General features: G+C 70.9%; 14 protein-coding genes. 11 read left to right on the forward strand and 3 right to left on the reverse strand.

Annotation, left to right across the window (positions count from 1 at the left end):
* Positions 1-329: 329 nt before the first annotated feature.
* The 3 genes from WA762_RS05655 (at position 330) to WA762_RS05665 (ending at position 4,423) form a co-directional block, all read left to right on the forward strand.
* The gene (locus WA762_RS05655; protein WP_335933616.1) at positions 330-1,196 is read left to right on the forward strand and encodes a FadR/GntR family transcriptional regulator; all 867 of its coding nucleotides are present in this window, start codon (positions 330-332) and stop codon (positions 1,194-1,196) included.
* Between the two features lie 323 nt (positions 1,197-1,519).
* Entirely contained in the window at positions 1,520-3,067 is a 1,548-nt protein-coding gene (locus WA762_RS05660) for an RNA polymerase sigma factor (RefSeq protein WP_335933422.1), read from the forward strand.
* 525 nt (positions 3,068-3,592) lie between these two features.
* Positions 3,593-4,423, forward strand: coding sequence for a S1 family peptidase (locus tag WA762_RS05665; RefSeq protein WP_335933424.1), 831 nt, complete (start codon positions 3,593-3,595; stop codon positions 4,421-4,423).
* 104 nt (positions 4,424-4,527) lie between these two features.
* Here WA762_RS05665 and WA762_RS05670 read toward each other — a convergent pair whose 3' ends face one another.
* Positions 4,528-4,761: a DUF7455 domain-containing protein gene (locus tag WA762_RS05670; protein ID WP_335933425.1), complete on the reverse strand. Its 234-nt coding sequence runs from the start codon at positions 4,759-4,761 to the stop codon at positions 4,528-4,530.
* Between the two features lie 439 nt (positions 4,762-5,200).
* Here WA762_RS05670 and WA762_RS05675 point away from each other — a divergent pair, with 439 nt between their 5' ends.
* From WA762_RS05675 to WA762_RS05700, 6 genes are all read left to right on the forward strand, one after another.
* Positions 5,201-7,321, forward strand: coding sequence for a DNA gyrase/topoisomerase IV subunit B (locus WA762_RS05675; RefSeq protein ID WP_335933427.1), 2,121 nt, complete (start codon positions 5,201-5,203; stop codon positions 7,319-7,321).
* Between the two features lie 220 nt (positions 7,322-7,541).
* The gene (locus WA762_RS05680) at positions 7,542-8,060 is read left to right on the forward strand and encodes a DUF1453 domain-containing protein (RefSeq protein ID WP_335933429.1); all 519 of its coding nucleotides are present in this window, start codon (positions 7,542-7,544) and stop codon (positions 8,058-8,060) included.
* Complete coding sequence (locus WA762_RS05685) at positions 8,057-9,220, forward strand: sensor histidine kinase (protein WP_335933431.1); 1,164 nt, start codon at positions 8,057-8,059, stop codon at positions 9,218-9,220. Before WA762_RS05680 ends, WA762_RS05685 begins: the two co-directional genes overlap by 4 nt.
* Complete coding sequence (locus WA762_RS05690; RefSeq protein ID WP_335933433.1) at positions 9,217-9,885, forward strand: response regulator transcription factor; 669 nt, start codon at positions 9,217-9,219, stop codon at positions 9,883-9,885. Before WA762_RS05685 ends, WA762_RS05690 begins: the two co-directional genes overlap by 4 nt.
* Positions 9,886-10,015: 130 nt before the next feature.
* Positions 10,016-10,459 (forward strand): DUF485 domain-containing protein, encoded by a 444-nt coding sequence (locus WA762_RS05695; RefSeq protein WP_335933617.1) that lies wholly within the window; start codon positions 10,016-10,018, stop codon positions 10,457-10,459.
* Positions 10,456-12,048, forward strand: a complete 1,593-nt coding sequence (locus tag WA762_RS05700; RefSeq protein ID WP_335933435.1) for a solute symporter family protein — start codon at positions 10,456-10,458, stop codon at positions 12,046-12,048. Before WA762_RS05695 ends, WA762_RS05700 begins: the two co-directional genes overlap by 4 nt.
* Before the next feature lie 196 nt (positions 12,049-12,244).
* On the opposite strand, the gene WA762_RS05705 is transcribed toward WA762_RS05700, so the two are convergent.
* Positions 12,245-13,621: a citrate synthase gene (locus tag WA762_RS05705; protein WP_335933437.1), complete on the reverse strand. Its 1,377-nt coding sequence runs from the start codon at positions 13,619-13,621 to the stop codon at positions 12,245-12,247.
* 109 nt (positions 13,622-13,730) lie between these two features.
* Between WA762_RS05705 and WA762_RS05710 the strand changes: the two genes are divergently transcribed.
* Both WA762_RS05710 and WA762_RS05715 read left to right on the forward strand, forming a co-directional pair.
* A complete protein-coding gene (locus WA762_RS05710; RefSeq protein WP_335933439.1) occupies positions 13,731-14,891 on the forward strand; it encodes a citrate synthase in 1,161 nt (386 codons plus the stop codon).
* A 20-nt stretch (positions 14,892-14,911) separates the two neighbouring features.
* A complete protein-coding gene (locus WA762_RS05715; protein WP_335933440.1) occupies positions 14,912-16,144 on the forward strand; it encodes a CobW family GTP-binding protein in 1,233 nt (410 codons plus the stop codon).
* A gap of 58 nt (positions 16,145-16,202) precedes the next feature.
* Here WA762_RS05715 and WA762_RS05720 read toward each other — a convergent pair whose 3' ends face one another.
* Positions 16,203-18,653 (reverse strand): DNA gyrase/topoisomerase IV subunit A, encoded by a 2,451-nt coding sequence (locus WA762_RS05720; RefSeq protein ID WP_335933441.1) that lies wholly within the window; start codon positions 18,651-18,653, stop codon positions 16,203-16,205.
* Positions 18,654-18,683 lie beyond the last annotated feature (30 nt).

Below are 18,683 nucleotides of genomic sequence, written 5' to 3' on the forward strand. Positions count from 1 at the left end.
GCCGGGTGTTCTCGGGGCGGCGGTCGAACTCGCCCTCGTGGTCGCCGTTCCCGCAAGTGCCGCCCCGTCGCTGTCGTCGTCCGCCGTCATCGTCGGTCCCGTCCCGCCCCCACGTGTTCACCGGCCTTCGTGGCAGGGTTCGTTGGTGATCGGAAACGGCGGTGATCCGTTTCGAGGATCGCAACTGCCTTGAAAATGCCTGTTTTGCGGAGAAAAGGCGTCAATTGGGGGGCGGGTGCCGATCACCCTTTCGTGTGCTTTTCACCAAAGACCTCAAGGGGTGCGGGAGCCGCGCCGACAAAGGATGCGTGAGTACCCTTGCGCACACCATGATGACCGCCGCCCGCTCCGCCGATTCCGGTCTCGCCGGCCCGGGTGAAATCGACCGCTACTCGTATGCGGAGGCGCCGGCCGGCGAGCGCGCCGCTCTGCGTTCCTGGGAAGGGGCCGACGCCGAGCTGGGCCGGGCCGGCCGGCGTGGCTCGGCCAGCCGGGGCCGGGGCCTGCACGGCCAACTCGTTCAGCAGCTGGGCCAGATGATCGTCTCGGGCGATCTGGGAGCCGACCGCCCCCTCGTGCCGGAGGAGATCGGCCAGCGTTTCGAGGTCTCCCGTACCGTCGTACGCGAATCGCTCCGCGTCCTTGAGGCGAAGGGCCTGGTCAGCGCCCGGCCCAACGTGGGCACCCGGGTCCGCCCGGTCAGTGACTGGAATCTGCTCGATCCCGACATCATCGAATGGCGCGCCTTCGGCCCGCAGCGCGAGGACCAGCGGCGCGAGCTCGGGGAGCTCCGCTGGACCATCGAACCGCTCGCGGCCCGTCTCGCCGCCGGGCACGGCCGCGAGGACATCCAGCAGCGCCTCGGCGACATGGTCGAGATCATGGGCCACGCGCTCGCCCAGGGCGACGTGATCACCGGTTCGCGGGCCGACGCGGAGTTCCACTCCCTGCTCATTCAGGCGGCGGGCAACCGCATGCTGGAGCACCTTTCCGGGATCGTCGCCGCGGCCCTCCAGGTCTCGGGCGGTCCGGCCACCGGCTGTGACCGTCCCACCGAGGCGTCCCTCGCCCACCACGCCCGGATCGTCGACGCCCTCGCGTCCGGGGACGCCTCCGGCGCCGAAGCCGCCATGCGTCAACTGCTCGTCGTCCACCCCGAGGTGGAAAGGGTGGTGCCCGCCCCCCGCGAGCACTGAACGCAGCACGGTCAGGGTGTGTGAACCGCGTGTCGCCGGACCCCAGCGGTCCGGCGACATAATTGTGGCGAGATGGCACGCCTGACCGCTTTCGTCGCAAATGAGGTGTGACTCGGGCCACGCGGATTGGGCGTAACACTCCTCGAAGCAGTGCGATGACCTAAGAGGTGACCGCCACGGAAGGAATACAGCAGCCGTTCAGTGCGCTGTGCAGTTCTGAGGCCAAACCCGCGCCGTCGGTACATTCCCTGCCCGGCGGTCGTCGGCTCCGTCCTCTCCAGGGCCGGGCCGGAAGCCGTTTCCATCGTTCCGAGAGGTTGTTCGTGTCGGCCAGCACATCCCGTACGCTCCCGCCGGAGATCGCCGAGTCCGAGTCTGTGATGGCGCTCATCGAGCGGGGAAAGGCTGATGGGCAGATCGCCGGCGATGACGTGCGTCGGGCCTTCGAGGCTGACCAGATTCCGCCAACCCAGTGGAAGAATGTTCTGCGCAGCCTCAACCAGATCCTCGAGGAAGAGGGTGTGACGCTGATGGTCAGTGCCGCGGAGCCGTCCAAACGTGCCCGCAAGAGCGTCGCAGCGAAGAGCCCGGTCAAGCGCACCGCCACCAAGACAGTCGCGGCCAAGACGACCGTGACCAGGACCGTCGCGGCGGCCGCCGCCCCTTCGGCGGAGACCGCGGGCGCGGTGGCCGGTGACGCACCCGCGACCGGACCCGCGAAGAAGGCGGCAGCCAAGAAGACGGCAGCCAAGAAGACCGCCGCGAAGAAGACGGCGGCGAAGAAGACAGCCACGAAGAAGGCCGGGAAGCAGGACGACGAGCTTCTCGACGGCGACGACCTGGCCGATGAGGTCAAGGTCGGCAAGGTCGAGGAGGAGGAGGGCGAGGGCGAGAACAAGGGCTTCGTCCTCTCCGACGACGACGAGGACGACGCGCCCGCGCAGCAGGTCGCCGTCGCCGGCGCCACCGCAGACCCGGTCAAGGACTACCTGAAGCAGATCGGCAAGGTCCCCCTCCTCAACGCCGAGCAGGAGGTCGAGCTCGCCAAGCGCATCGAGGCCGGCCTGTTCGCGGAGGACAAGCTGGCGAACTCCGACAAGCTCGCGCCGAAGCTCAAGCGCGAGCTGGAGATCATCGCCGAGGACGGCCGCCGCGCCAAGAACCACCTGCTGGAGGCCAACCTCCGTCTCGTGGTGTCGCTGGCCAAGCGCTACACCGGCCGCGGCATGCTCTTCCTGGACCTGATCCAGGAAGGGAACCTCGGTCTGATCCGCGCGGTCGAGAAGTTCGACTACACCAAGGGCTACAAGTTCTCCACGTACGCCACCTGGTGGATCCGTCAGGCGATCACCCGCGCGATGGCCGACCAGGCCCGCACCATCCGTATCCCGGTGCACATGGTCGAGGTCATCAACAAGCTCGCCCGTGTGCAGCGGCAGATGCTCCAGGACCTGGGCCGTGAGCCCACTCCGGAGGAGCTGGCCAAGGAACTCGACATGACCCCCGAGAAGGTCATCGAGGTCCAGAAGTACGGCCGCGAGCCGATCTCCCTCCACACACCGTTGGGCGAGGACGGGGACAGCGAGTTCGGTGATCTGATCGAGGACTCCGAGGCGGTCGTTCCGGCCGACGCGGTCAGCTTCACGCTTCTCCAGGAGCAGCTGCACTCGGTGCTCGACACGCTCTCCGAGCGCGAGGCGGGCGTGGTCTCGATGCGCTTCGGACTCACCGACGGCCAGCCGAAGACACTGGACGAGATCGGCAAGGTCTACGGCGTGACGCGTGAGCGCATCCGTCAGATCGAGTCGAAGACCATGTCGAAGCTGCGCCACCCGTCGCGTTCGCAGGTGCTGCGCGACTACCTCGACTAGTGTCCCTCCCGGCAACGTCTGCCCCGTCACGTCGCCGGGCCGCACTCCCCCCAAGGCCTTGAGGGCCGGGGGGACCCCTTCGGCGTCGGCCGGAAGCCCACGTGGCCCCTCCCCGAGTTCTCGGCTTCGTTCGAGCAGGGGAGGCCACCATCCGTGGGCTTCCGGCCGCCTCGCGATCGCACGCACCGGACGGCGTTCCTCCCGGGCGAAACCTGCCGGTCACGGCGCTGGGTCCGTCCGGCAGAGGACGCCGTCCGCCCGGAAGGGCGGTCCGGCGGGGTCCGTCACGCGCCTTTCGCGACGCGACGAGTCGCCCCGGGTACGCGACCGTGCGCGGTCGGCTTCCGAACCGAGGGTGTGCGCACGCGGCGGACGCCGTGCGATGGGCCGCCCTTGAATCCGAGTTCTCAGGCCGGGGGCCCGTATCCCCGGGGGAGTCGGGCCCTCGGCCTATCTGCGGGTGCGGTCGGGGTCGGCTGCGACGACTCTGGGTAAGAGGTCTTCACCGCAGAGTCAGGAGTGCGCATGTCCCGTACCGACTTCCGAGCCCTGTCCGGGGCGCTCGCCGTGGTCGCCGCCGCGGCCGCGATACCGCTCGGAACCTCCGTGCCCGCCGCCGCGGACAGCATCGTCGTCGGTGGCCAGCCCGCACACGTCAAGGACAGCCCCTGGGTCGTGGCCCTGTCCAGCCGCGAGCGGTTCGGGCAGACGCGTGCCGGCCAGTTCTGCGGAGGCGTCGTGGTGGCGCCCACGAAGGTGCTCACCGCCGCGCACTGCCTGAGCCGGGCGGCGCTCGGCGTCGACATCGCGAGGGTGCGCGACCTGAAGGTCATCGCCGGCCGCGACAGCCTGCGAGGGAGTGGCGGGCAGGAGATCCCCGTGCACGCCACCTGGAGCAACCCGAGGTTCGACCCCACGACGAACGCGGGGGACCTGGCCGTGCTCACCCTGGCCGACCCGCTCCCCGCGAAGAGCGTGATCCCGATGGCCGAATCCGGTGACGCGGCGTACGAGTCCGGCACCGCGGCGAAGGTCTACGGATGGGGTGACACGACCGGCAACAGCGATTACGCCTCGTCACTCCGCTCGGCCAGGTTGACCGTGCTGCCGGACAGCACGTGCGAGCGCGCCTACCCGGGCGGCAGGAACGGCACGTACGACGCCTCGGCGATGCTCTGCGCGGGCGAACCGCAGGGCGGGTACGACGCATGCCAGGGCGACAGCGGAGGCCCGCTGGTGGCCCGCGGGAGGCTCATCGGGCTGGTGTCCTGGGGGAACGGCTGCGGCCAGCCGGGCAGTCCCGGGGTGTACACCCGGGTCTCCGCCGCCATCGGCTGGCTGCCGGAGGGCGTCTGAACGACACCGGACCGTGATGGCGAGAACGGGCGGCTTCCCCGAGGGGAAGCCGCCCGTCGGCAGGTCCGGAACCTGGCCCTGCAGCTCGTCGTGGACGCGAGGTGTCAGTGTCGTTCCTCTTCGACGGCGTGCTCCTGCACGGCCGTCAGCCTGTCCGTCTCATCCTGTATCTCCGCGGCGATCTTCTTGAGTTCCGGCTCGAACTTGCGACCGTGATGGGCGCAGAAGAGCAGTTCACCACCGCTGATCAGGACGACGCGCAGATAGGCCTGGGCGCCGCAGCGGTCACAGCGGTCTGCTGCGGTCAGCGGGCTCGCGGGGGTCAGAACAGTAGTCACGTCGCCTCTTCTCTAGCTCGACGAGCTGTCGTACCAGGGTCAACATCCAACCAGGCCGAAAACGTTCCCGCTCGTGGCTTTTCTTTGAAATTTCTTCTCAAGATGGCTGTCTGTTGCCGGTTGGCGGCGAATGTGCCGTATTGCGTAGCGCTACGGTTTCGCGTTGCTTGTCTCGGTGGATCGATCCTCCCCGGCCGGCTTGCCGGTTTGTTCTGAGGACGTGCCCGGAGCCTAAATGGTTCATGCCTGGAAGGGAACGTGATGTGCGCGTCACTCCCGCAAGAGATCGAACATGCATGCGAGGCTGGACTAGTGTGAGGGTTCTCGGAGGGTGGCGTTACAACCGCTCTACCAGGCCTCGGTACCCTCTCAGCGGCGACCGAAGCCGATCCCCGTACCCACCGGGCCCCAAAAAGAAATTCAGCGAGGAGCGAACCGCGTGACCGCCGATACGTCCGTGCCGTCCACTGCGCTGCTGACCGGAGCAGACCGAGACGGTTCCAACTACACCGCGCGGCACCTCCTCGTCCTCGAAGGACTCGAAGCGGTCCGCAAGCGTCCCGGCATGTACATCGGGTCCACCGACAGCCGTGGCCTCATGCACTGCCTCTGGGAGATCATCGACAACTCCGTCGACGAGGCCCTGGGCGGCTACTGCGACCGCATCGAGGTCATCCTCCACGAGGACAACTCCGTGGAGGTCAGGGACAACGGGCGGGGCATCCCGGTCGACGTCGAGCCCAAGACGGGCCTGTCCGGCGTCGAGGTCGTGATGACGAAGCTGCACGCCGGCGGGAAGTTCGGCGGCGGCTCGTACGCCGCGTCGGGCGGACTGCACGGCGTGGGCGCCTCCGTGGTCAACGCCCTCTCCGCCCGGCTCGACGTCGAGGTCGACCGCAACAGCGCGACCCACTCGATCAGCTTCCGCCGAGGGGTCCCGGGCATCTTCACCGAGCAGGGGCCGGACAGCCCGTTCGATCCGGCCAACGGGCTGATCAAGGGCAAGCGGGTCCCGAAGACGCGCACCGGCACCCGCGTGCGCTACTGGGCGGACCGGCAGATCTTCCTGAAGGACGCCAAGCTCAGCCTGGAGACGCTCCACCAGCGGGCGCGCCAGACCGCCTTCCTCGTCCCCGGTCTCACGATCGTCGTGCGCGACGAGCGCGGAATCGACGGCGAGGGCGCGGCCGAGGAGACCTTCCACTTCGACGGCGGGATCAGCGAGTTCTGCGAGTACCTCGCCCAGGACAAGGCGGTCTGCGACGTCCTGCGCTTCTCCGGACAGGGCACGTTCAAGGAGACCGTGCCGGTGCTGGACGAGCGCGGGCACATGACGGCGACCGAGGTCACCCGTGAGCTCGGCGTCGACATCGCGATGCGCTGGGGCACCGGCTACGACACCAACGTCAAGTCCTTCGTCAACATCATCGCCACCCCCAAGGGTGGAACGCACGTCACTGGCTTCGAACGTTCCGTGACCAAGACCCTCAACGAGGCCCTGCGGTCCGCCAAGCTGCTCCGGGTGGCCGAGGACGACATCGTCAAGGACGACGCCCTGGAGGGGCTAACGGCGGTGGTGACCGTGCGACTGGCGGAGCCGCAGTTCGAGGGGCAGACCAAGGAGGTGCTCGGCACCTCGGCGGCCAACCGGATCGTCGCCAACGTCGTCGCGAAGGAGCTCAAGGCGTTCCTGACCTCGACGAAGCGCGACGCCAAGGCGCAGGCCAGGGCGGTCCTGGACAAGGCGGTGGCGGCGGCGCGCACCCGTATCGCCGCCCGCCAGCACAAGGACGCCCAGCGCCGGAAGACGGCGCTGGAGTCCTCCTCGCTGCCCGCCAAGCTCGCGGACTGCCGCAGCGACGACGTCGACCGCAGCGAGCTCTTCATCGTCGAGGGCGACTCCGCGCTGGGTACGGCCAAGCTGGCCCGGAACAGCGAGTTCCAGGCGCTGCTGCCGATCCGGGGCAAGATCCTCAACGTGCAGAAGGCGTCCGTCTCGGACATGCTGAAGAACGCCGAGTGCGGGGCGATCATCCAGGTCATAGGAGCGGGGTCGGGCCGGACCTTCGACATCGACGCCGCTCGCTACGGGAAGATCGTCCTGCTGGTGGACGCCGACGTCGACGGCGCGCACATCCGCATCCTGCTGCTGACCCTGTTCCAGCGCTACATGCGGCCCATGGTGGAGGCGGGCCGGGTCTTCGCCGCCGTGCCCCCGCTGCACCGGATCGAGCTGGTCCAGCCCAAGAAGGGCCAGGACAAGTACATCTACACCTACTCGGACAACGAGCTGCGCCAGCGGCTGCTGGAGCTCCAGCGCAAGAACGTCCGGTACAAGGAGTCGATCCAGCGCTACAAGGGTCTGGGCGAGATGGACGCCGACCAGCTGGCGGAGACCACGATGGACCCCCGCCACCGCACCCTGCGGCGGATCAACATCGGCGACCTGGAGTCGGCCGAGCAGGTCTTCGACCTGCTGATGGGGAACGAAGTCGCCCCGCGCAAGGAGTTCATCACCAACTCGGCCGCCACCCTGGACCGCTCGCGCATCGACGCCTGAGCGAGGCCCCGGGCCGAGGGCCCGGACGACGGGCGACACGGCCGGGGGAGAAGACCCGGCGGGCTTCCGGGCGGAGCCCGGGCGGGCTCCGGGAGATGCCGTCTCCACCCACGGGTGGAGACGGCATCTCCACCCGTGATCAACCCCTGAGCCGATCCTCCGCCCCGTCCGGCTCCGTAGCGTCGAAGGCGTCCGTCCTTCCCGCACCACGGAGGCAGTCATGTCGGGGTTCGTCGACGTCCTGGTGGCCATCGCCGTCGTCGCCTTTGTCGTGATCCGCCAGTTCTCGGCGCGTCGGCTCTCCGACGACCGGCGCTGGTGGGTCCTGCCGGGCGTCCTCCTCGTCATGTCGCTGAGACAGCCCGGGCTGGTCGATCCACGCCACGAGGCGCTGTCCGCGGCGGTCCTCGGCGCGGAGCTGGTCGTGGCGCTGGCGACCGGCGCCGCCTGGGGCTGGACCTCCCGTCTGTGGCGCGAGGCGGACGGCTCGCTGTGGAGCAGGGGCGGCAAGGCCACCGTCCTCGTCTGGACGGCGGGACTGGCGCTGCGGGTCCTTCTGTACGGGACGGCGGCGGCGCTGGGCGTACACCAGGGCAGGTCCGCCCTGCTGTCGACCCTCGCGGTGACCCTGGCCGCGCGCGGCGGCGTGCTGATGTGGCGGGCCGGTAGGCCGGGGACGGCATACGGTGCTTCCGGCGACGAGGCGTCGTCGCGGCCGCGACGGAAGGACCGGGTATGACGCGCACGGCTTGGACGCGCTGGCCGTCCAGAGAAGCGCTGTCGACGGTGAGCCGCACCCGGCCGAGGGCGCTGCTCGCCTGGTCCGTCCGGCTGGGTCTGCTCGGCGCCATGCTCTGGGGCACCTTCGCCGGCGGGCGTTTCGGGGCGTGGCAGATCGCGGTCGGGCTGGTGGGGGTCCTGGGCTGCGCGGCCGCCGCGCGGGCGTTCTTCCGGACCAGCCTGGAACACCGGCTGTGGCCTTCGCTCGGGCTCCTGGCCCTGTTGTCGGCGGCGGCGTTCGGGGCGAAACAGGCCGGCGCCGATGTATCCGCCATGGTCCTCTGGTGCGGATGCGCCATCGTCTCCCTGGAGCGGCTGCCGCTCGCGGCGGGTCTGCCGGCCACGGCCGCCGCCCTCGGCGCCTACGCCGCCGCCGACGCCGACGGCTGGCCGAACACGGCCCTGACCGCGGCGGGCCTCGCCCTCGCGGGTTACGCGCTCCGGCTGGACGCCGAGGCTCGCGGACATGCGCAACGGCTGCTCGCGCAGGAGCGCGCGGCGCGGGCCGCGGAGGCCGAGACGGCCGCTCTGGACGAGCGGGCCAGGATCGCGCGGGAGATCCATGACGTGCTCGCCCACAGCCTCTCCGCCCAGATGGTCCATCTGGAGGCGGCCCGGCTGCTGATCGAGCGGGAGCCGCCGGGGGAGTTCCGGGACCGGATACTGGAGCGGGTGGTCGCGGCGCGCGCCATGGGGCGCGAGGGCCTCGCGGAGACGCGGCAGGCGCTCTCGGCGCTCCGAGGGGAGGTGACCCCGGTGGAGGAGTTCCTGCGCAAGCTGGTGGCCGTGGAGTCCGCGGAGATCAGCGTCTCGGGCGAGCAGCGGGCCCTGACCGCCGAGGCGTCCCAGGCCGTCCGCAGAGTGGCACAGGAGGCCCTGACCAATGTGCGCAAGCACGCGCCGGGGGCCCGGGCCTTCGTCCGTCTGGAGTATCTTCCCGGCGAAGTCGCCCTGGAGGTCAGGGACTCGGGGGGAGGCGGCCGCAGGGGAGAGCTCGCCGGCAGCGGCTCCGGATACGGTCTGCTGGGGATGAGGGAGCGGGCCGAGCTGCTGGGCGGAACGCTGGATGCCGGTTCCGGCGAGGAGGGATTCGTGGTGAGCCTGCGGGTGCCCGCGTGAACGCACGGGTCGTGGTCGCCGACGACCAGTCGGTGGTGCGTGAAGGCATCGTGATGCTGCTGGGGCTGTTGCCCGGAATCGAGGTGGTCGGTTCGGCGAAGGACGGTGAGGAGGCTGTCGCGCTCGTGGCCGAACTCGCCCCCGACGTGGTCCTGATGGACCTGCGCATGCCCCGCTGCGACGGGGCCGAGGCGACACGGCGGATCCGTAGGGACCATCCGGGTACGCAGGTGGTGGTGCTCACGACCTTCGGGGACGACGACTCCCTCTTCCTCGCGCTGCGGGCCGGGGCCCGGGGCTACCTCACCAAGGACGCCGGGGGCGAGGAGATCGTACGGGCCGTTCACGCGGTGATGTCCGGCGAGGCCGGTTTCTCGCCCTCCGTTCAGCGCCGGCTTCTGGAGCATGTCACCGCCCCGCCCCCGCCTCTCGCGGAGCGGCCGCTGCCCGACGGCCTGACACCGCGCGAGGCCGAGGTGCTGGTGCTGATCGCCGAAGGGCTGTCCAATGCCGAGATCGCACGGCGGCTGCACGTCTCGCAGGCCACGGTCAAGAGCCACATCAACAACCTCTTCGCCAAGGCCGGGGTGCGCGACCGGGCACAGGCAGTCCGCTATGCGTACGTTCGGGGCATCGCGCAACCGCCCGGCTCGGTCATCACCTGATGAGGTGAAGACCGGCGATGAACTGCCCGAGATCTTCCCGATCTGCCCATTCTTGGGTACGCGGCCGAAGTGGTCCGTGGACAAGGGGAGTTGTTCGGTGGAGAAGGAAGCAGGGCGCGACACCGCAACGGTGCGGTTCGACGACCCGTGGTACGACACGCTCGCGTCCGGGTGGGGCGAATTGGACGGCGAGGGGAATTTCGCACCCGCGGGAGCGTCCGGCCCCGGTGCCTCCCGGCGCCGTCCCGGCGCGGCCGAGATCTACCTGGAAGTGCAGGGTGGCGAGGCCTTCCAGGAGGTGCGCCGCCGATACCGGCGCTTCGTCCTCCCCGCGACGCTCGCCTTCCTCGCCTGGTATCTCGCCTATGTCGTGGTCGCGATCACCGAGCCCGGGCTGATGTCCCGCCCGGTGGCCGGCGCGGTCAATGTCGCGATGGTCGCGGGACTCGGACAGTTCCTCACGACGTTCCTCCTCACCTGGGCGTACGCGCGGCACGCGCGCCTGCGCAGGGACCGCGCCGCACTCGAACTGCGCTGGGAGACACAGGAGATGACACGGGAGGCCGGGCGTTGAACGGGAACCATCAGACGCTGGCGCTCGTGCTCTTCAGCGTCTTCATCGCCGTGACGCTCGCCATCACCACCTGGGTGAGCCGCGACCGGCACGGCTCGGCCGAGGAGTTCTACGCCGGCGGCCGGCTGTTCTCTCCGATGGAGAACGGTTTCGCCATCGCCGGCGACTACATGTCGGCGGCCTCCTTTCTCGGCATCTCCGGTCTGATCGCCCTCTACGGCTACGACGGCATGCTGTACTCGGTCGGGTTCTTCGTCGCCTGGCTCGTCGTGCTGCTGCTGATCGCCGAACTGGTCCGCAACTGCGGGCGGTTCACCCTCGCCGATGTGGTGGCGGCGCGCATGAGGCAACGTCCGGTGCGGATCGCGGCAGGCACGTCGTCCGTCACCGTCTCCGTGCTCTACCTGGTGGCGCAGATGGTCGGCGCGGGCAGCCTGGTCGCCCTGCTCCTCGGGGGCACGAGCGGCGCCGCCCGTTCCTGGACCGTCATCGGTGTCGGCGCGCTCATGGTGATCTATGTGTCCCTGGGCGGGATGCGCGCCACCACCTGGATCCAGATCGTCAAGGCCGTCCTGCTGATGGCGGGGGCGGCCGTGCTCACCGTGCTCGTCCTGGTCCGCTTCCACGGCGACTTCAACGCGCTGCTGGACTCCGCCGCGCGACGCAGCGGAGACGGAAGCCGCTTCCTGTCGCCCGGTCTCCTCTACGGCGGGACCTGGACGGCGCGCATCGACTTCATCAGTCTGGGCCTGGCCCTGGTGCTCGGCACGGCGGGGCTGCCGCACATCCTGTCGCGGTTCTACACCGTGCCGACCGCCCGGGCGGCCCGCAGGTCGGTCGTCTGGTCCATCGGGCTCATCGGCAGCTTCTATCTGATGACCATCGCGCTCGGGTTCGGGGCGGCGGCGCTGGTCGGCCCGGCCGACGTACGGGCGTCGAACGCCGCGGGCAACACGGCCGTTCCGCTGCTGGCCCTGGTCCTCGGCGGGGGCGAGGGATCCGCCGCGGGAACGATCCTGTTCGCCGTCGTGGCGGCCGTCGCCTTCGCGACCATCCTCGCCGTCGTCGCGGGGATCACCCTCGCCTCGTCGGCGTCCGTCGCCCATGACCTCTACGCCTCGCTCCGGCGTCCCGGCTCCAGGCAGTACAGCGAGGTCGCCGTGGCCCGGGCCGCGGCGACCGGGATCGGCGTGGCGGCCATCGGGCTCGGCCTGATCGCCCAGAACCTGAACGTCGCGTTCCTGGTCGGGCTCGCCTTCGCCGTCGCCGCCTCGGCCAACCTTCCGGCGCTGCTCTACTCCCTCTTCTGGCGGCGCTTCACCACCAGGGGAGCGGTCTGGTCGATCTACGGAGGGCTGCTCCCCGCCGTGCTCCTGGTGGTGTTCTCCCCGGTCGTCTCCGGCAGCCCGACCTCGATCTTCCCCGGGCTCGACTTCCAGTTCTTCCCTCTGGAGAACCCCGGCCTGGTGTCCATTCCGCTGGGCTTCCTGGCCGGCTGGGCCGGAACGGTGACCTCCACCGAGCCGTCCGACGCCGCCAAGCACGCGGAGACGGAGGTCCGCGCCCTCACCGGGGCCGGGGCCGTGTAGCCGCCCGGCCGTACGCGGGGGACGGTCCGGCCGGACCGCCGGCGGGAGGGGACCGGCGGAGGCCGGGCCCGCCCCCCCGTCATAGCGCAACCGCATGCCGAGGAACGGCGTGCCGCCGGACCGGTCCCTGCCTGGCGGGTACGGGGCCGCCGAGGTCCGTGCCGGGCCGTGACCGATGGGCAAAGGCCCCGCGGCGTCAGGCCCCGTCCGAGTCGTCCCCGTCCCGCCCGGCGGGCCGCTCCTTTCCCGAGGCGCCCGAGGCGCCCGAGGCGCCCGGCGCGACCGGGGGCAGCGGCTGAGGGGGGCGCGGGCCGCCGTACTGGCCGGTGGGCCGCATGCGCAACGGCCGTTCCGCGTACTCCTCCAGGGCGTGCGCGATCCAGCCCGCCGTGCGGGACACCGCGAACACCGTTTCGCCCGCCTCCGCGGCCATGCCGCAGGAGACCGACAGCACGGCCAGCGCCAGATCGACATTGGCGTGCAGGGGGGTGTGCCGGGCGGCCGTGGCGACCACGTCGTGCGCGGCGGCGAGTGCGGGGGCGGCCCCGGGGACGTCCGCGAGCAGGGCGAACAGGGCCGTCGCCCGCGGGTCCTCGGAGGTGTAGAGCCGGTGGCCGAGCCCCGGCACGCCGCGTCCGGCCCGCAGATGGTCCGCCACAACCGGCACGGCGCCGCCCCGTTCCAGGACCTCGCTCAGCATCCGGTGCGCGAGGCCGCTCGCCGCTCCGTGCAGCGGGCCCTCCAGAACTCCGAGGCCGGCGGAGACCACCGCGTACGGGTGGGCGTGGGCGGACGCGGCCACCCGGGCGGCCAGGGTCGAAGCGGCGAGATCGTGGTCGATCAGCAGGGCGAGCGCGGTGTCCAGCACCGCGAGCGACGGCGCGTCCGCCGGGCGGGCGGTGAGCCTCGGCCACAGTCGCCGGGCGAGCCCGGGTTCCGCGCCGCCCGCCCGCCCCTCCCCGTCATCGGCGGAGGCGGCGCCGGGCGCTTCGGGCAATGCGCGGACCAGCGTCGGGATCAGGCTTCGCGCGCTTGCCAGCACGGACTCGCGCGAGAGGTCGAAACGGAGCGGGTCGGCCGTCGCCGCGGCGACCACGGCCACTCGCAACCGGTCCGTCGGGCCGCTGTGGGCGGGCAGCGCACCGACCGCCCGGCGTGCCGCCGTCAGGGCCTCGGCGGGGGCCGTGAAGCGGATCCCCGGCCGCAGAACACCGGTCCAGAGCCACTCGGCGACCTCCTCGTAGGCGTACCGCCGGGCCAGTTCCGTCGCGTCGACCCCGCGGAAGTAGTACCGGTCGCCGTCGATCAGCGTGATGCCGGTACGGAAGACCAGGTCGCCCGCGCCGACGGCGGAGGACTCACGGCGGCCCGATCGGCGGGCCAGCGCGTCCACCTCCGCGGCGTCGAACGTGCTGCCCCTCCCGCCGGGGGCGCGTCTGCTGCTCAGCTGGCCCCGGCTGACGTAGGCGTACACCGTCTCCGGCTTCACTCCGAGACGCTCCGCCGTCTCCCTCGTGCTGAGCCGCCGCGATGTCACCTCGTGACCGGCGCCGGAATCCTCCCGCTCCTTCATGTGCCGACTGTATCCATATTGATGGAATCAATGTTGACAGGATTGAAGTCAATCATGAATGGTCGAATCAATGTAGGTGGTTCCGGCGCTACGCCCATGGAGGAGAACGATGCAGACCACGACCGGCGGAAGCCCGCTCGACGCGCCCCGGGGGCTCGCGGGTGTCGTCGTTACGGACACGGCGCTCGGCGACGTCCGCGGGCGCGAGGGCTTCTACCACTACCGGCAGTACTCGGCGATCGAACTGGCGGGGACCCGGAGCTTCGAGGACGTCTGGTACCTGATGTCCGAGGGCGAGCTGCCCGACGCCGCCGCCCGGGACGCCTTCGCCGCCCGGACCGCCGGGCTGCGACGGCTGCCCGCGGAGGTGCGGGGCGCCCTGCCCGCCATAGCTCGCGCGGGGGCCGGCGCCGGCCCCCTGGCGGGGCTGCGCACCGCCCTCTCGCTCCTGGGCGCGTCGGCGGGCTTCCGGCCGGTGTACGACATCGACGCCGGCCGCCGCCGCGAGGACGCGCTGGCCGCCTGCGCCGCCGTTCCCACCCTGCTCGCCGCCCTGTACCGGCTCGGGCGGGGTCTCGAACCGATCGAGCCCCGCGACGACCTGCCGCACGCCGCCGACTACCTGCGCATGCTCACCGGCTCGCTGCCGGACGCCGCGCGCGTGCGGGCCGTGGAGCGGTATCTGATCTCCACCGTCGACCACGGCTTCAACGCCTCGACCTTCACCGGCCGGGTCGTCGCCTCCACCGGCGCCGACGTCGCCGCGTGCCTGGTGGCGGCCGTCGGCGCACTCTCCGGTCCGCTCCACGGCGGCGCGCCCAGCCGCGCCCTGGACACCCTGGACGCCATCGGAACCCCCGACCGCGTCGACGGCTGGATCCGTGAACGGGTGCGCGCGGGGGAGCGGATCATGGGGTTCGGCCATCCCGTCTACCGCACCGAGGACCCCCGCTCCCGCATGCTGCGGGACATCGCCCAGGATTTCGGCGGTCCCCTCGTCGACCTGGCCGTCGAGGTGGAGCGGCGGGTCGAGTCGATCCTCGCCGAGCTCAAGCCGGGCCGCGAGCTCCACACCAACGTGGAGTTCTACGCCGGAGTCGTCATGGAGCTGTGCGGGCTGCCGCGCGAGATGTTCACGCCGACGTTCTGCGTGGCCCGGGCCGTCGGCTGGAGCGCCCATATCCTGGAGCAGGCGGAGGACTCGAAGATCATCCGTCCGGCGGCCCGTTACGTCGGCACGCCCCCGCCGCAGCCGGTCCCGATGCCCTGACGACCCCGAGGAAGGTCCCGTTGAACCCGCCGTCCCCGTCCCGCACGAAGCAGATCCCGGTCATCGTCCTCGCGGGGTTCCTGGGGTCGGGCAAGACGACACTGCTCAACCACCTCCTCCACAACCGTGCGGGGAACCGGATCGGAGTGATCGTCAATGACTTCGGTTCGATCGAGATCGATGCGATGACGGTCTCGGGACAGGTCGGTTCGACGGTCTCGCTCGGCAACGGCTGCCTGTGCTGCGCGGTCGACGCGAGCGAACTCGACGCCTTCCTGGAGACGCTGACGCGGCCGTCGGCCCGTCTCGACGTGATCGTCATCGAGGCCAGCGGGCTCGCGGAGCCGCAGGAACTCGTCCGCATGCTTCTGGCCAGCGACAATCCGCACATCATGTACGGCGGTCTGGTGGAGGTCGTCGACGCGGCGGAGTTCGAGGCCACCCGACGGAAGCACCCGGAGATCGACCGCCATCTGGCCGTCGCCGATCTCGTCGTCCTGAACAAGGCCGACCGGGTCGGGGACGAGGAGCTGGCACGCGTGCGCGACGCCGTCGCCGCGACCGGCACGCCGGGCGCCGACGGCACGTCGGGCGGCACGGCGGGCGCGGTCATCTGCGCCACGTACGGGCGTGTCGACCCCGAGCTGCTCTTCGATCCGTCGCTGCGCCCGGACGGCGAGGAGAAGGCGCGCCAGCTCAGCTTCGAGGACCTGCTGTCGGCGGAGCGGGCCGAGGGGGAAGGGGCCGACGCCGGGCACGAGCACCATCTGCACGCCGCGTACGAGAGCGTGTCCTTCACCGCCGACGTGCCCATGGACCCCCGACGGCTGATGGAGTTCCTCGACTCCCGGCCGCAGGGGCTCTACCGGATCAAGGGCTTCGTCGACTTCGGCGCGGGCGACCGCGCCAACCGGTACGCGCTGCACGCGGTCGGCCGGTTCCTGCGGTTCGAGCCGCAGCCGTGGACGCGCGGCGAACCGCGCCTCACCCAGCTGGTGCTGATCGGCTCGGGCATCGACCCGGAGGCCCTGCACAAGGAGCTGTCCGACTGCCGTCGGACGGACACGCCGACCGTCGACGCGCCGGCCCCGGTCCCGGGCGTGTCGGGCCCGGGCGTGTCGGTCCCTGTCGTGTCGGATCCGGGCGTGTCGGATCCGGGGGCCGCGGTGTTGAACGCGGCGCAGGACACCGCACTGGAGCGGGGCATGTGGGGCGTCCTGCGGTATGTGCGGCGGCCCGACGACGAGGAGTGACGAGGGATGTGCGGGGGAGCGGCCCGGCCGCTCCCCCGCACATCGTCCGCCGGGCCGGTTACGCCGGTCCCGCGACCGCCGCGACCGGCTTCGCCAACGGCGCCCCCGAACCGTCACGCCGCGGGTCCGGCGCCGGCAGCTCGGCGGGCGCGCCGTTCTTCTGCGCGGCCCGCGCGGGGGCGGCGCCCGCCCAGGCGAACACCAGGGCGTCCTCGCCCTTGAGGAACCGCTGGCAGCGCACCCCGCCGGTGGCCCGGCCCTTGCGCGGGTACTGGTCGAACGGCGTGAGCTTGCACGTCAGCATCGAGTCGTCCAGCAGGCCGTGCGAGCCCGCCACCGTGAACACCACCCCGTCCGCCGCCGGGTCCACGGCCGTGAACGAGATCACCGAGGCGCCCGCCGTGAGCTTGATCCCCGCCATCCCGCCGGCGGGCCTTCCCTGCGGCCGCACCTGCGCCGCCTGGTAGCGCAGCAGTTGGGCGTCGGACGTGATGAAGACCAGGTCCTCCTCGCCCGTGCGCAGCTCGGCCGCGCCGACGATCCGGTCGCCGTCCTTGAGGGCGATGACCTCCAGCTCGTCCTTGTTGGCCGGGTAGTCCGGAACCACGCGCTTGACGACCCCCTGCAGGGTGCCGATGGCCAGGCCGGGGGACGACTCGTCCAGCGTGGTCAAGCAGACGACTTCCTCATCACTCTCCAGGGTGAGGAATTCCGAGACCATCGCCCCGCCCGAGAGGTTGGGCCCCGCGTGCGTGTCCGGCAGCTGCGGCAGATCGACGACCGAGAGCCGCAGCAGCCGCCCCGCCGACGTGACCACACCGATGTCGCCGCGGGCCGTCGCCGGCACGGCGGACACGATCACGTCGTGCTTGGCGCGCTTGGCGTCCTCGGCGAACACGATCGGCTCGTCGTTCGCGGTACGGGCCAGCAGACCGGTCGACGACAGCAGCACCCGGCACGGGTCGTCCGCGACCTGCAGCGGCACCGACGCGACCTGCGTGCCGGCCGACTCCAGCAGCACCGTGCGCCGCTCGGTGCCGAACTTCTTGGCGACCGTCGCCAGTTCCGACGAGACGAGCTTGCGCAGCGCGGTGTCCGACTCGAGGATCGTGGTCAGCGCGTCGATCTCCTTGTTGAGCCGGTCCCGCTCGCTCTCCAGCTCGATCCGGTCGAACTTGGTCAGCCGGCGCAGCGGAGTGTCCAGGATGTACTGCGTCTGGATCTCGCTCAGCGAGAAGCGCTGGATGAGCCGCTCCTTGGCCTGCGCCGAGTTGTCGCTGGAGCGGATGAGCCGGATGACCTCGTCGATGTCGAGCAGCGCGACCAGCAGGCCCTCGACCAGGTGCAGCCGGTCGCGGCGCTTGCCCCGGCGGAACTCGCTGCGCCGGCGCACCACGTCGAAGCGGTGGTCGAGGTAGACCTCCAGCAGCTCCTTGAGGCCGAGCGTGAGCGGCTGCCCGTCGACCAGCGCCACGTTGTTGATCCCGAAGGAGTCCTCCATCGGGGTCAGCTTGTAGAGCTGCTCCAGCACCGCCTCGGGCACGAAGCCGTTCTTCACCTCGATGACCAGACGCAGCCCGTGCTCGCGGTCGGTCAGGTCCTTCACGTCCGCGATGCCCTGGAGCTTCTTCGACCCGACCAGGTCCTTGATCTTGGCGATCACCTTCTCCGGACCCACCGCGAAGGGCAGTTCGGTGACCACCAGGCCCTTGCGACGGGGCGTGACGTTCTCCACGGAGACGGTGGCACGGATCTTGAACGTCCCGCGGCCGCCGGCGTACGCGTCCTTGATGCCGCCCAGGCCCACGATCCGGCCGCCGGTCGGCAGGTCGGGTCCGGGGATGAACCGCATCAGGGTCTCCAGGTCCGCGCCCGGATGCTTGATCAGATGGCGGGCGGCGGCGACGACCTCGCCCAGGTTGTGCGGCGGCATGTTGGTCGCCATGCCGACCGCGATCCCGGACGCCCCGTTGACCAGGAGGTTCGGGTACGCGGCCGGGAGCACGGAGGGCTCCTGCTCCTGACCGTCGTAGTTCGCCTGGAAATCGACGGTGTCCTCGTCGATCGACTCCGTCATCAGGGACGTCGCGTCGGCCATCCGGCACTCGGTGTACCGCATGGCGGCCGGCGGGTCGTCGTTGCCGAGCGAGCCGAAGTTGCCGTGGCTGTCGACCAGGGGGAGCCGCATGGAGAACGGCTGCGCCAGACGGACCAGCGCGTCGTAGATCGACGCGTCGCCGTGCGGGTGGAGCTTGCCCATGACCTCGCCGACGACGCGCGCGCACTTCACGAAACCGCGGTCGGGGCGCAGTCCCATCTCGTTCATCTGGTACACGATGCGGCGGTGCACCGGCTTCAGGCCGTCACGGGCGTCGGGCAGGGCCCGCGAGTAGATGACCGAGTACGCGTACTCGAGGAAGGAGCCCTGCATTTCGTCGACGACGTCGATGTCGAGGATGTTCTCCTCGAAGTCGTCCGGCGGCGGGGTCTTCGTGCTGCGGCGGGCCATCGCTGCTGCGACTCCTTCACGGATTCTGTT

It is taken from the genome of Streptomyces tyrfis (assembly GCF_037034285.1).
Classification (GTDB): Bacteria; Actinomycetota; Actinomycetes; order Streptomycetales; family Streptomycetaceae; genus Streptomyces.